This is a genomic window from Streptomyces sp. NPDC088745, from assembly GCF_044751045.1.
GTDB classification, from domain to species: Bacteria; Actinomycetota; Actinomycetes; order Streptomycetales; family Streptomycetaceae; genus Streptomyces; species Streptomyces cremeus.
Genome location: NZ_JBIVLB010000011.1, coordinates 1 through 12582, shown reverse-complemented (window position 1 = coordinate 12582; position 12582 = coordinate 1). Strand labels below are relative to the sequence as shown.

The 12582-nt window shown below is 71.8% G+C and carries 13 protein-coding genes, 1 pseudogene and 1 riboswitch; of the genes and pseudogenes, 6 read left to right on the top strand and 8 right to left on the bottom strand.

Annotation, left to right across the window (positions count from 1 at the left end):
- The first annotated feature begins 141 nt into the window (after positions 1-141).
- Positions 142-729, top strand: a complete 588-nt coding sequence (locus ACIP93_RS25770; protein WP_401762065.1) for a hypothetical protein — start codon at positions 142-144, stop codon at positions 727-729.
- Positions 730-786: 57 nt separating this feature from the next.
- On the opposite strand, the gene ACIP93_RS25765 is transcribed toward ACIP93_RS25770, so the two are convergent.
- A complete protein-coding gene (locus ACIP93_RS25765; RefSeq protein WP_380837116.1) occupies positions 787-1446 on the bottom strand; it encodes an AAA family ATPase in 660 nt (219 codons plus the stop codon).
- A 155-nt stretch (positions 1447-1601) separates the two neighbouring features.
- Positions 1602-1699: riboswitch (glycine riboswitch) on the top strand.
- Positions 1700-1844: 145 nt separating this feature from the next.
- On the opposite strand from ACIP93_RS25765, the gene gcvT reads away from it, so the two are divergent.
- From gcvT to ACIP93_RS25745, 4 genes are all read left to right on the top strand, one after another.
- Positions 1845-2960, top strand: coding sequence for a glycine cleavage system aminomethyltransferase GcvT (gene gcvT, locus ACIP93_RS25760; protein ID WP_345228291.1), 1116 nt, complete (start codon positions 1845-1847; stop codon positions 2958-2960).
- Between the two features lie 154 nt (positions 2961-3114).
- Positions 3115-3492 carry a glycine cleavage system protein GcvH gene (gene gcvH / locus ACIP93_RS25755; RefSeq protein WP_401762062.1) on the top strand — a complete coding sequence of 126 codons (378 nt, stop codon included), beginning with the start codon at positions 3115-3117 and terminating at the stop codon, positions 3490-3492.
- 20 nt (positions 3493-3512) lie between these two features.
- The gene (gene glyA / locus ACIP93_RS25750; protein ID WP_345228293.1) at positions 3513-4772 is read left to right on the top strand and encodes a serine hydroxymethyltransferase; all 1260 of its coding nucleotides are present in this window, start codon (positions 3513-3515) and stop codon (positions 4770-4772) included.
- A gap of 173 nt (positions 4773-4945) precedes the next feature.
- A complete protein-coding gene (locus ACIP93_RS25745; RefSeq protein ID WP_345228294.1) occupies positions 4946-6331 on the top strand; it encodes an L-serine ammonia-lyase in 1386 nt (461 codons plus the stop codon).
- Positions 6332-6337: 6 nt separating this feature from the next.
- Here the strand turns inward: ACIP93_RS25745 and ACIP93_RS25740 are convergent, their stop codons facing one another.
- The 7 genes from ACIP93_RS25740 to ACIP93_RS25710 all read right to left on the bottom strand — a co-directional run bounded on the left by ACIP93_RS25740 (position 6338) and on the right by ACIP93_RS25710 (position 12104).
- Positions 6338-7087: a DUF1838 family protein gene (locus ACIP93_RS25740; protein WP_345228295.1), complete on the bottom strand. Its 750-nt coding sequence runs from the start codon at positions 7085-7087 to the stop codon at positions 6338-6340.
- 178 nt (positions 7088-7265) lie between these two features.
- A complete protein-coding gene (locus tag ACIP93_RS25735) occupies positions 7266-7739 on the bottom strand; it encodes a hypothetical protein (protein ID WP_401762059.1) in 474 nt (157 codons plus the stop codon).
- A 25-nt stretch (positions 7740-7764) separates the two neighbouring features.
- Positions 7765-8025 (bottom strand): hypothetical protein, encoded by a 261-nt coding sequence (locus ACIP93_RS25730; protein WP_401762057.1) that lies wholly within the window; start codon positions 8023-8025, stop codon positions 7765-7767.
- A gap of 84 nt (positions 8026-8109) precedes the next feature.
- The gene (locus ACIP93_RS25725; RefSeq protein ID WP_345228298.1) at positions 8110-8571 is read right to left on the bottom strand and encodes a hypothetical protein; all 462 of its coding nucleotides are present in this window, start codon (positions 8569-8571) and stop codon (positions 8110-8112) included.
- Positions 8572-8846: 275 nt separating this feature from the next.
- Entirely contained in the window at positions 8847-10130 is a 1284-nt protein-coding gene (locus ACIP93_RS25720) for a sensor histidine kinase (protein ID WP_401762054.1), read from the bottom strand.
- Positions 10127-10843, bottom strand: a complete 717-nt coding sequence (locus ACIP93_RS25715; protein ID WP_401762052.1) for a response regulator — start codon at positions 10841-10843, stop codon at positions 10127-10129. The genes ACIP93_RS25720 and ACIP93_RS25715 overlap by 4 nt, the downstream gene beginning before the upstream one ends.
- 610 nt (positions 10844-11453) lie before the next feature.
- Positions 11454-12104 carry a TetR/AcrR family transcriptional regulator gene (locus ACIP93_RS25710; protein ID WP_401762049.1) on the bottom strand — a complete coding sequence of 217 codons (651 nt, stop codon included), beginning with the start codon at positions 12102-12104 and terminating at the stop codon, positions 11454-11456.
- On the opposite strand from ACIP93_RS25710, the pseudogene ACIP93_RS25705 reads away from it, so the two are divergent.
- Positions 11998-12446: pseudogene (locus tag ACIP93_RS25705) on the top strand (DUF5701 family protein). The gene ACIP93_RS25710 and the pseudogene ACIP93_RS25705 overlap by 107 nt on opposite strands.
- Positions 12447-12582 lie beyond the last annotated feature (136 nt).

Below are 12582 nucleotides of genomic sequence, written 5' to 3'. Positions count from 1 at the left end.
CGTTCCGTGCCTCTCGTGTTGCGGAGCGTACCGATCCGTTCAAGGGTGGCGGACAGGGACGACCGGCCGCCCCGCTCCACCGGCTGCCCCCGGACAGGTCGCCCCGCCCGTGCTCTCCCCTCCGGAAGGAATCCCGCCGTCATGGCACCGAACAGGACCGCCGCCCTCGCCCTCTCCACCTCGCTCTGCGGGGCGCTGATCCTCGGCACCGCCGGTGCGGCCGCCGCCGCCACCACCGCCACCGACGGCCGGCTCCCGGCGGCCTCCGCGCCCGTCCGGCAGGCCGAGCCGGACCTGGACGCCCTCACCGAGGCCGTCATCGACCTGGCCTTCGCCTCCGCCGCGGACCGGACGGCGGCCCGCACCCGGTTCGAGGCCGAGCTGGCGGACACCCTGGCCGACACGGCGTCCGCCGTGCTGACCCACGACCCGGAGCCGACGTCGGCCGGCGCCCGGCTGTCCCTGCTCCGGCCGGCCGACCCGGATGCGGGCTCCGCCACCGCGCCGGCCCCGGAGGACACGCGCACGCCGCCCACGGCCGTCGACCCGGGCCCGTCGGCCGCCGCCGCCCCGACCGCGCTGGAGGACGGCCTCAAGGCGTTCGCCAAGGCCGTCGCGACCGGCGACTGGAGCGCGGCGCGCCAGGCCCTGGGAACCGTGCAGCACGCTTCCATCGACCTGGCGGCCAAGGTGTGGTCCAAGACCTCGGCCGCCCGTTCCCCGGAGTAGTCCCGCCGCCCGCCGCCGGCGCACCCCGCCGGCGGCGGGCACCCGGGGCCCCGGCCCCTACTCCACCTCGAAGCCGATCTCCCTGAGCGCCCCCGCCGCGTCCCGGTCCAGCAGGACCGCCGAGGCGCACCCGGCCGGCAGCCGCCCCTGCTCCGCGTCCCCGACCAGGGCGCCGACGGCCCTGCGGTGCCGGGCGAAGGCGTAACCGGAGACTCCGCGTCCGCGCTCCCGCTGGCCGTCCCTGGCCACTTCGGGGGACACGTCGAGCAGGATCAGCCGCAGCCCGCGCCCGCGCCTGCGGGCCTCGCGCGCCAGCCACCGGCGCACCCACGCCTGCGTACCGCAGTCGTGCACGACGACGGACTCCCCGGAGCGCAGCGCACGGCGCAGCCCGGCGTAGTGCGCCACCCGGACGAGGGGCCGGTAGAGGGCGTAGGGCAGCAGACGCGGCGCCTTCGCGTCCCAGCGCTCGCGCACGTCCTGGGAGTCGATGGTCCGCACCCCCGTGGCGGCCCGCCCCATCAGCGTGGACTTGCCGCTGCCGGGCAGCCCGGACACCACGACCACGTCCCCCCGGGCGAACATCAGCCGCCGCGGACTGCGTCCCTCGCGTTCCCGCAGATCGCGTACGACCACGGTGGACACGGGCCCCACCGCCCCCACGGCCGCCGCGATCCGCGGACCTGTCGTCGTAACGCATGCACTGGGCTGCTGCAACGTCCTCACCGCTCCCCCTCGGGTATGCCCTCACCCTTGCCCAAGAAGTGTAAAGAAAAGGTAATGCGGGACAAGCGATTTGCTGACCGGGAGGGCCGTGCAATGATGTGCGCGCCAGGCGTCCCCTGTGCACCCCCAACTTCACAAAGGCCGTATGAATCCGCGCGGGAGAGTCCTCGGCACCAGTGCCGCGGGACGCCGAAGGAGCAAGCTCCTCCCTTGAATCTCTCAGGCCCCGTACCGCGCGGGCGAGGCAGATCTGAAAAGCGGGTCCCCCCACCGGGCGGCCCCACCCAAGGTGCAAGCCGCACGCGCGTGTCGCGACGGCGAACCTCTCAGGTTCCGATGACAGATGGGGAGGACCGTCCCCGTCGTCATGCCCTGGGAGTCCTTCCGTCATGAGCACCGCCCCCCGCCACACCGCCCTCGATGCCCTGCATCGCTCGCTCGGCGCGACGATGACCGACTTCGCGGGCTGGGACATGCCGCTGCGGTACGCCTCCGAGCGCGACGAGCACAACGCCGTGCGCACCCGGGCCGGCCTCTTCGACCTCTCCCACATGGGGGAGATCACGGTCACCGGCCCGCAGGCCGTGGACCTCCTGGACTTCGCCCTCGTCGGCAACATCGGCACCGTGGGCCTCGGCCGCGCCCGGTACACGATGATCTGCCAGGAGGACGGCGGCATCGTCGACGACCTGATCGTCTACCGCCTGGGCGAGACGGAGTACATGGTCGTCGCCAACGCCGGAAACGCCCAGGTCGTCCTGGACGCCCTGACCGCCCGCGCCGAGGGCTTCGACGCGGAGGTCCGCGACGACCGCGAGGCGTACGCCCTGATCGCGGTCCAGGGCCCGGAGTCCCCCGGCATCCTGAAGTCCGTCACGGACGCCGACCTGGACGGTCTGAAGTACTACGCGGGCCTGCCCGGCACCGTCGCCGGCGTCCCGGCGCTGATCGCCCGCACCGGCTACACCGGCGAGGACGGCTTCGAGCTGTTCGTCGAGCCGCGGCACGCGGAGGCCCTGTGGCGGGCGCTGACCGAGGCGGGCGCGGGCGTCGGCCTCGTCCCGTGCGGCCTGTCCTGCCGCGACACGCTGCGCCTGGAGGCGGGCATGCCGCTGTACGGCAACGAGCTGACCACGCGGCTCACCCCCTTCGACGCGGGCCTCGGCCGGGTCGTCAAGTTCGAGAAGGAGGGCGACTTCGTCGGCCGTACGTCCCTGGAGGCGGCCGCCGAGCGCGCCGAGACCGCTCCGCCGCGCAAGCTGGTCGGCCTGATCGCCGAGGGCCGCCGCGTCCCGCGCTCCGGCTACCAGGTCGTCGCGGACGGCGAGGTCATCGGCGAGGTCACCTCCGGCGCCCCGTCCCCCACCCTGGGCAGGCCGATCGCCATGGCGTACGTCGACGCGGCCTTCGCGGCGCCGGGCACGGCGGGCGTCGGTGTCGACATCCGGGGTACGCACGAGCCGTACGAGGTCGTCGCGCTCCCCTTCTACAAGCGCCAGAAGTAGCGTTCCGGGGCGCCTCCCGCCGGGCGGGGCGCCCCGGACGTGACGTACGCCGCCCGCACCTCCGCGGCCGATACGTCCCCTTCGCGGCGTACGCCCGTCTCATTCCGCAAGACCCCGTTCCTCAGCACTCCCCCGCATCCAGGAGAATTCAGCCATGAGCAACCCCCAGCAGCTGCGTTACAGCAAGGAGCACGAGTGGCTCGCGACGGCCGAGGACGGCGTCGCGACGGTCGGCATCACGGAGTTCGCGGCCAACGCGCTCGGTGACGTCGTCTACGCCGACCTCCCCTCCGTCGGCGACACGGTCACCGCGGGCGAGACCTGTGGCGAGCTGGAGTCGACCAAGTCCGTCAGCGACCTGTACTCCCCGGTGACCGGTGAGGTCGTCGAGGCCAACCAGGACGTCGTGGACGACCCCTCGCTGGTGAACTCCGCCCCCTTCGAGGGCGGCTGGCTGTTCAAGGTGCGCGTCACGGACGAGCCGGGCGACCTGCTCTCCGCCGACGAGTACACCGCGCTCTCCGGCAACTGAAACCCCTAGGGACTCGCCTGATGTCGCTTCTCAACTCCTCCCTCCACGAGCTGGACCCGGACGTCGCCGCCGCCGTCGACGCCGAGCTCCACCGCCAGCAGTCCACCCTCGAGATGATCGCCTCGGAGAACTTCGCTCCGGTCGCCGTCATGGAGGCCCAGGGCTCGGTCCTGACCAACAAGTACGCCGAGGGCTACCCGGGCCGCCGCTACTACGGCGGCTGCGAGCACGTCGACGTGGTCGAGCAGATCGCGATCGACCGCATCAAGGCGCTCTTCGGCGCCGAGCACGCGAACGTCCAGCCGCACTCGGGCGCCCAGGCCAACGCCGCCGCGATGTTCGCCCTCCTGAAGCCGGGCGACACGATCATGGGCCTGAACCTGGCCCACGGCGGTCACCTGACCCACGGCATGAAGATCAACTTCTCCGGCAAGCTCTACAACGTGGTCCCCTACCACGTCGACGAGTCCGGCCAGGTCGACATGGACGAGGTCGCCCGCCTCGCCAAGGAGTCCCAGCCGAAGCTGATCGTCGCGGGCTGGTCCGCCTACCCCCGCCAGTTGGACTTCGCCAAGTTCCGTGAGATCGCGGACGAGGTCGGCGCGTACCTCATGGTCGACATGGCGCACTTCGCGGGCCTGGTCGCGGCCGGGCTGCACCCCAACCCGGTCCCGCACGCCCACGTGGTCACCACGACCACGCACAAGACCCTGGGCGGCCCCCGCGGCGGTGTGATCCTCTCCACGCAGGAACTCGCCAAGAAGATCAACTCGGCGGTCTTCCCCGGTCAGCAGGGCGGCCCGCTGGAGCACGTGATCGCGGCCAAGGCGGTCTCCTTCAAGGTCGCGGCCTCGCCGGAGTTCAAGGAGCGCCAGCAGCGCACCCTGGACGGCGCCCGCATCCTCGCCGAGCGCCTGGTCCAGTCCGACGTCACCGAGCACGGCGTCTCCGTCCTGTCCGGCGGCACGGACGTCCACCTGGTCCTGGTCGACCTGCGCGACTCGGAGCTGGACGGCCAGCAGGCCGAGGACCGCCTCCACGAGGTCGGCATCACGGTCAACCGCAACGCCGTCCCGAACGACCCCCGCCCCCCGATGGTCACCTCGGGCCTGCGCATCGGCACCCCCGCCCTCGCCACCCGCGGTTTCCAGACGGAGGACTTCACCGAGGTCGCCGACATCATCGCGGCGGCCCTCAAGCCGTCGTACGACGTCGAGGCGCTCTCGGCCCGCGTCTCGGCCCTCGCCGACAAGCACCCGCTTTACCCCGGCCTGAAGTAATTCAGTCCGATTACGTAGGCTTCATCTGGGCGTCGCGTGGTAGGCGACTCCCAGCAATACGTGAACACGGGGCACCGCGCACACTGGACAGTGAGCACGGTGCCCCGTCCCCTGCCCCGCACATGTTCTGCCCGACGGACAACGGCGTCCGCCACCTTCTGAGGAGTTTCGCTGTGGCCATCTCGGTCTTCGACCTGTTCTCGATCGGCATCGGCCCGTCCAGCTCCCACACGGTCGGCCCCATGCGGGCCGCCCGCATGTTCGTGGGACGACTCAAGAAGGACGGCCTGCTCGCCCAGACCACCTCCGTCCGCGCCGAGCTGTTCGGCTCCCTCGGCGCCACCGGCCACGGCCACGGCACCCCCAAGGCCGTCCTGCTCGGCCTGGAGGGCCACTCGCCGCGCACCGTCGACGTCGAGACGGCCGACGCCGAGGTCGAGCGCATCCGCACCACCGGCAAGCTGCGGCTGCTCGGCACGGAGATAGGCTCGGCCCACGAGATCGACTTCGACGAGCCGAACGAGCTGATCCTGCACCGCCGCCGCTCCCTCCCGTACCACGCGAACGGCATGACCCTCTTCGCGTACGACGCGCAGGGCACCCCCCTGCTGGAGAAGACCTACTACTCCGTCGGCGGCGGTTTCGTCGTGGACGAGGACGCGGTGGCGGGCGAGAACCCGATCGTCCCGGACGACACGGTCCTCAAGCACCCCTTCCGCACGGGCGACGAGCTCCTGCGCATGGCCCGCGAGACCGGCCTCTCCATCTCCGCGATGATGCTGGAGAACGAGAAGGCCTGGCGCACCGAGGAGGAGATCCGCGAGGGCCTCCTGGAGATCTGGCGCGTCATGCAGGCCTGCGTCTCGCGCGGCATGTCCCGCGAGGGCATCCTCCCCGGCGGCCTCAAGGTCCGCCGCCGCGCCGCGAACTCGGCCCGCCAGCTGCGCGCCGACGGCGACCCGAAGGCACACGCCATGGAGTGGGTCACCCTCTACGCCATGGCCGTGAACGAGGAGAACGCCGCGGGCGGCCGGGTCGTCACCGCGCCCACCAACGGCGCGGCGGGCATCATCCCGGCGGTCCTGCACTTCTACATGAACTTCGTCCCCGGGGCCGACGAGGACGGCGTCGTCCGCTTCCTCCTCGCCGCCGGCGCGATCGGCATGCTCTTCAAGGAGAACGCCTCCATCTCCGGCGCCGAGGTCGGCTGCCAGGGCGAGGTCGGCTCCGCCTGCTCGATGGCGGCGGGCGCGCTGGCCGAGGTCCTGGGCGGCACCCCCGAGCAGGTCGAGAACGCCGCCGAGATCGGCATGGAGCACAACCTGGGCCTGACCTGCGACCCGGTCGGCGGCCTCGTCCAGATCCCCTGCATCGAGCGCAACGGCATGGCGGCCGTCAAGGCGGTCACCGCCGCGAAGATGGCGATGCGCGGCGACGGCAGCCACAAGGTCTCCCTCGACAAGGTCATCAAGACCATGAAGGAGACCGGCGCCGACATGAAGGTCAAGTACAAGGAGACCGCCCGCGGCGGCCTCGCGGTGAACGTCATCGAGTGCTGAGGAAGGTCACCGCCGGGCCGGGTGGAGCTTGCGCCAGTACGTCCAGCTCGTCTCGTTCGGCTCGCTCCACCGCTCCGGCGCGTGGGCGAACTCCGGGTGGCGGTCCGCGATGTACGCGCGGGTGCGCTCCGGGACCTCGGCGTACGAGCCGAGCTTGCGGCCCCGGCAGTGGTAGGTGAGCCCGCCGGGCCGTTGGCCCCGGCCCATCCAGGGCAGCCACGGCGACATCCGGCTCCACGACATGGTCGCCGGAACGCCGGGCGCGTCCCCAGCCAGGTCGGCGCGGTCAGCGAAGAACTGGAACAGCTCCAGCGCCTTGTACGTGTCTCCGGCGGAGGCGTGCGGGTAGTCGGCCACCGGCAGCGGTGAGGGGTGGGCGAGCGGGATCTCCAGGCTGAAGCAGACCTGGTCGCCGAGGTCGGTCGTCGGAATCGGGAAGGGCCGCCACTTCTGGTTCGCGGGGTCGTTCCAGATGTGCACCACCGGCAGGTCCTGCCAGGTCTCCAGGATCTCCCGGGTCGCCGGGTCCAGGTAGAAGGCAGCCTCGCGGGTGAGGAGCTGGTAGGCGTCCGGCCCGCTCCCGGGGTCCTCGACCAGGCGGGCGACGTTGAGGCCCTCGAAGCCGAAGAGACGCCGGTAGGGCTCGTCGGGGGCCCAGGAGTACACGTCGCCGGACCACCAGTACGTCACTTCCGCACCGTCGAGCGAGGCCCGGGTGCGGGCGAAGGAACGAAGAAGCTCTGCGGGTGTCGTCATGGGTGACAGCATGCGCGATGTGCCGCGGTCGTGGTCAATGCCGACGGGCCGGCCGTGGCGGACATCCGACCAGCGCGGCGGACGGCCTCCCGGTCGTCCGCCGCGGGTGCGAGCGGAGTGGCGCGTTGCCGATCAGCTGTCGTCGATCAGGCTGGTCAGCTGTCGTCGATCAGGCTGGTCAGCTGTTGTTGATCAGGTTGATCAGCTGCTTGATGCCCTCGGTGCCCAGCGCCGCGAGGGCCAGCCGCACCGGGTGGTACCAGGGCAGGTCGTCCATCCACTTCTTGAAGGCCGTGTACCCCTTGGCGGCGGCCGACTTGGCGCCGGACCAGATCTTGCCGCCCGCCTTCTTCAGCGCTGCCAGCGCGGCCTTGGCGGCGGCCGACGCGGCGCTGCGCTGGATCTGGGGTGCGGCGTCGCCCCCGGCGACGGCCCGCAGGTCGGTCCGTGCCCGAACACCCAGGTGCGGACGGAGTTCCGGCGAGTCCAGCACGGACCGCGCCTGGTCGGCGGTGAGCGGCGTGGGGGCCACGGCTGTCGCCGGGACGGCCGCCGGACGTGCCTGCGCGGCGGTGGCGGCGGGTGCGGCCACCCCGAGGGCGACCGCCGCCGCGACGGTGGCGGCGGCGACGCGAAGGTGCGAGATGTTCATGAAGCGGTGAGTCCTCATCGGGTCATCAGGTTCGGGTGAGCCAGAACACGGCACCGAGCAGGACATGGAGCAGTGGAACGACCACGCCGCCCACCCCCGGGGGCACCTTGCGCAGGGCGAACCAGCCGTGCGCGAGAGCCGTGGCGGCGACGCCCGCGGCGTACAGGAGCCAGCCGGGCGCGGTGTTGCCGGGCAGCAGGTGGAAGGTGATCCAGCCCGCCAGCAGGGGCAGCGTGACCAGGCCCCAGACGGTGTCGGTCCGCTTCCGGTCGTTCGTCTCTTCCATGCTCAACCTCGTGGTTTCCCGTCGGGCCGGGGCCGGTCCGGCCACCGCGCGGGCGGCCGGACCGGTTGCGGGTCAGGGGCGCGGTCAGCCGACCTGCTTGGCGAGCCAGTCGATGATCTCGTACTGGACGGCGCCCGGCAGCGCCTTCAGGGTCCACTTGAGCGGGTTGAAGTTGGAGAGGCTGTCGACCCACTTGCGGTAGGCGTCGGCGCCCTTCTTCGCGGCCTTCACGGCCGCCTTGAACAGGGAGCCCGACTTCTTCAGCAGGGCCTTGACGGCCTCGGCCTTGGGGCTGCCGTACTGGACGACCTGCGCGTCCTGGAGCTGGGCGACGGCGGCGGCGTTGAGGCCGGCCTCGCCGTTCGCGGCCGCCGCCGGGTTCTGGGCGATCAGGGTGGCGAGCCGGGCCGCGTCGGCCTGCTGCACGCTCACCGCGGAGACCGGGGTACGGGCGGTCTCGGCGGCGTGGGCCGCGGGGGCCGCGACGCCGAAGGCGACGGCGGTCAGGGCGGTGGCAGCGGCAAGGCGGATCTTCTGACGGTTCACGTGAACTCCGTTGAGCATCATGCGGAGAGGACGCCCGGGAGCGCGGCGAAGCGTGGAAACTTGGCCGTCTTCCGGGTGTCCTCGTCCCCCGAGGAATTGTCGAAGAGTTCCCCCACCGGGTGCGGCGCACGGCGCCGGTCCGGCAGTGCGGGCGAGTGCCCCTCTTCACGGGGAAAATCCTGTCAGCCCGTCGCGGTGTCCCTGTCATGCCCAGGGAGGATTGGCCGACGCCCGCCCCCGCCGGTCAGCGGGGGCCGGGTGGGGCGGCCTCCCGGTCAGGTGGTGGATACCGGACGGGGCGCACCCCGGTCGGGCGGCGGGGCGGTCGGCGAGCCGGCCGCCGGGGCGGCCCAGGTATGGCCGGCGGCGCGGTCGGCGAGCCGGGCGGCCGGGAGGCCGGGAGGGTGGTCAGCGGAGTGTCCGGCGGGGAGCGGAAGCCGTACGCGGACGGCGAAGCCGCCGTCCGGTTCCTGCCCCGCCGTCATGCTTCCGCCCAGTCGGACCGCCCGCTCGCGCAGGCCGACCAGTCCGTGCCCCTGCCGCTCCTTGCCGCCGACCCGGCCCCCCTCCCTGGCCGGGGGCGAGTTGACGACGTCGACGCACAGCTCCGCCGCACCGGAGGACACCGAAACCGACTCCGCCGCGGACACAGCCACAGCCACCGAGACCGTGATCCTGCTGCCGGGCGCGTGTTTCGCCGCGTTGGTCAGCGCCTCCTGCACGGTCCGGTACACGGCCAGCTCGCGGTCCGGCGTGAGCCCCGGATGCTCGGCCGGCACGGAGCAGCGCGCCTGTACGGTGAGCCCGCTGGCCTCAATGAGGCCGGGCAGCTCGGAGAGCCGGGGCAGCCTCTCCCGCGTGCCGGTACCGCGCAGCACTCCCAGCACGTCGCGGAGTTCGTCCACGGCCCTGCCGCCGAGCTCCCCGATGCGTTCGGCGCGGGAGCGGGCCTCGGCGTCCGTCGCCTCCAGCGCGAGCAGATGGGCCTCCATGGAGAGCAGGCTGACGTGGTGGGAGACGCCGTCGTGCATCTCCCGGGCGAGCCGGGCCCGCTCCTCCACGACGGCCATCTCCACGCTGAGCCGACGTTCCTGCTCCTTGCTGTGCTGGAGTTCGCGCAGCCGGGCGGCCAGTTCCCGGCGCGTGCGCACCAGTTGCCCCCACGCCGTGGGCCCGATGCTGAAGAGCGCCGGCCCGATCAGCGTCGCCGCCCATTCGTCGACGGTACGCTCGCGGGCCTCCGCGACGGACTTGGGCGAGGCGGCGGCGAAGAACATCAGCGCCGCACAGCCGTAGACCGCCAGCCGGGCGGGCACCGTCGCGGCAGCGGTGGCGAGCGCCGCGAGAGGCGCCAGCCAGAGGTATCCGCTGGCCGCCGCCGGCACGGTGACGAGCGTGACGGCGACCGGCCACTTCCGGCGGAACACCAGCGCCGCGACGGCCAGGACGTAGGTGGCGGCCACCAGCGGCTCCACCCGGGAGCGGACCGTGAGGTACTCGCCTGCCGAGAGCAGGACGATCGAGGCGTCGACGGCCCACGGCGGAACCCTGCGCCTCATGCCCGGGAGCCCCGCTCCGCGCCCGCCCGGCCCGGCACCGCACCGACGGGGCGGGAGACCCGGTGGTGCGCGGCGACGGCCGCCTGGACGCGATTGGCCACTCCGAGCTTGGTGAGGATCGCGCTCACGTGGTCCTTGACGGTCGAGCGGCTGAGGGAGAGCCGTTGGGCGATCTCCGTATTCGACATTCCGGTCGGCAGAAGTTCCAGAACGGTCCGTTCGCGTGAGGTGAGAACCTCGTCAACCGCCCCTGGCGGCAAGGATCCCGCCGGACTCGCAGGCCCGGAAAACCCATTCTCGTGATTGTTCGCCAGCGCACGGACAACCCTGGACGACATTGCGCTTCCCCCGGCCGCGAGCAACCGCACGCCGGGAATGAGTTCATGCGGGTTGGCGTCCTTGAGGAAAAACCCGGCAGCGCCTTCGGACAGCGCCCGCACCACGTGCTCGTCGCTCCCGAACCCGGTCAGCATGGCGACGGCGGGCGGTGCCGCGAGACGGCGCAATTCCGCGAGAACAACGAACCCGTCGACGTCGGGCATCTGGATGTCGACCAGGGCCACGTCCGGGGTGTGCCGCTCCGCCATGGCCACAGCGTCACGCCCGTCGCACACCACGACGACGCGGAGGTCGGCCGCGGTCTCCAGAATGCGCTGCAATCCATAACGCAGAAGTTTGTCGTCATCGACGATCATTACGGTCACGACAGACATGGCCGGTTCCGTCCCCCACGGTTCCTGGTGATGATGCACGTGCACCATAACCGACGGACGCGAACCGCCGTAATCCACCGGACGCACATCACATTCCACCGGCCCGGCCGCCCACCGGATTGCTCCGGGCACCCGATTCACCGAACGAAATCAGAACACGCCCGGCCACGCAAGGACACCAGGTACCTTCAAGTGCCTTTACGAATACGGCAGTTAATTCCCCGCGGAACGCACCCATGCCCCGCCCTCCGAAACACCTCGCCGGGTTCGCGGACGGCGGTGCCTCGGCGAGGGGCCTGCGCCTGGCGGTACGGGAAGGGCCGGCCGGCACCCTCGGCACGAGCAACCACACCACCCGGCACGAGATCCGGACGACTAAGGCCACCCGGGCCCCGGCCCGCCTCACCGCACTGCGCGAGGTCACCGAGGAGGCCGGGGCGACCCCGAACCAGGTCCGTCCCGGCTTGGCCGCCGGGCGGCCCCCCGCCGGTGATCCCGCCTGCGGGGACCCCCACTGTCGCCCAACTGGGCCAGAACCTGGACGCGTTGACTCTCGGACGATCCCCGAGCAGCACGCCCACCCGGACGCAGCACACCGGGCCGGGCGGGATCAGCCGCCCGCCCGCACCGCGTAGTCACCGAACGACGCCTCCAGCAGGCCGAAGACCCGGTGGGCGTCGTCGGCGACCGTGGCGACGATGTCAGCGTTGGGCAGGCCGGACAGGGTCAGCCGCATGATGCGCTGGAACAGGGCCCGCTGCGCGGCCCCCAGTTGAGCAGCGACCGCGTACACCCCGAAGTCGTCGTTCGCCACGCCGGCTTCCTCCGCGAGGAGCCGGGCGAACGCCACCTCGCGCTGATCGTGCAGATCCCGCAGGCGGGCGGTGAGGGTGGGACTCTCGGCGATCATGCGACAGAACCGCTCCCCGGCAAACCCGATCACCGGGTCCTGCCGCTCCACACCGGCCAGGAACTCGCGCCGCAGCGCCCCCAGCGCCGACTCCCCCGCCACCCGGCCGGCGACCGTGCGGGCGAGCCCGGCGACGAACTCCTCCTGGTGGTCGAGCTGGTGGTCGAGCGCCAGTTCCTCCTTGCGGGCGAAGTAGTTGGTGACCGTCTTCTTGGCGACCCTGGACGCCGCCGCGATATCTGCGATGGTGGTCTCCTCGAAGCCCCTCTCGATGAACAGCCGGGTCGCGTGGTCGGAGATGAGCTGCCTGGTCTCGTTCTTCTTGGACTCCGAGCTGGAGCGGTTCGTCACGGTGAAGGAGCTGGAGGCACCGGATTCTTCGGTGTACGTCGTCTTCGACGTCGAGCGGGGCGAGGAATTCTGCTCCGTGGTGCCGCTGGACGCGATGGCGGCGCTGGAGGCGCGCGGGCGGACGGGCCTGACGCTGGAGGAGGGCATCGCCCTGCTCACGCTCTTCCCGGAGACCCTCGCCAAGAACAAGTGCTATTCGCTCTCGGGCACCCGCCACGACAAGGACAAGCGGGTGCCGGCTCTCTGGATCAGCAAGGCGCTCCGAAGCTGGGCTGGTACTGGGAGGGCAACCCGCACACCTGGCTCGGCCTGGCCTCGGCGGGTTCCCGCACCGACGCCTAGCGACCCCTGGAGAGGGAAGTCGGACACCCTCAATAACCCGTGAACGCAGAAAAGCCCCGCACCATGAATGGTGCGGGGCTTTCCCGTATCAAAACTTGTTCGGCGGCGTCCTACTCTCCCACAGGGTCCCCCCTGC

Excerpts from the sequence above, each read along its gene's own strand:
- ACIP93_RS25720 (WP_401762054.1), bottom strand. The coding sequence starts at position 10,130 with ATGAGGCGCAGGGTTCCGCCGTGGGCCGTCGACGCCTCGATCGTCCTG.
- ACIP93_RS25730 (WP_401762057.1), bottom strand. The coding sequence starts at position 8,025 with ATGGAAGAGACGAACGACCGGAAGCGGACCGACACCGTCTGGGGCCTG.
- glyA (WP_345228293.1), top strand. The coding sequence starts at position 3,513 with ATGTCGCTTCTCAACTCCTCCCTCCACGAGCTGGACCCGGACGTCGCC.
- ACIP93_RS25740 (WP_345228295.1), bottom strand. The coding sequence starts at position 7,087 with ATGACGACACCCGCAGAGCTTCTTCGTTCCTTCGCCCGCACCCGGGCC.
- ACIP93_RS25715 (WP_401762052.1), bottom strand. The coding sequence starts at position 10,843 with ATGTCTGTCGTGACCGTAATGATCGTCGATGACGACAAACTTCTGCGT.
- ACIP93_RS25735 (WP_401762059.1), bottom strand. The coding sequence starts at position 7,739 with ATGAACATCTCGCACCTTCGCGTCGCCGCCGCCACCGTCGCGGCGGCG.
- gcvH (WP_401762062.1), top strand. The coding sequence starts at position 3,115 with ATGAGCAACCCCCAGCAGCTGCGTTACAGCAAGGAGCACGAGTGGCTC.
- ACIP93_RS25770 (WP_401762065.1), top strand. The coding sequence starts at position 142 with ATGGCACCGAACAGGACCGCCGCCCTCGCCCTCTCCACCTCGCTCTGC.
- gcvT (WP_345228291.1), top strand. The coding sequence starts at position 1,845 with ATGAGCACCGCCCCCCGCCACACCGCCCTCGATGCCCTGCATCGCTCG.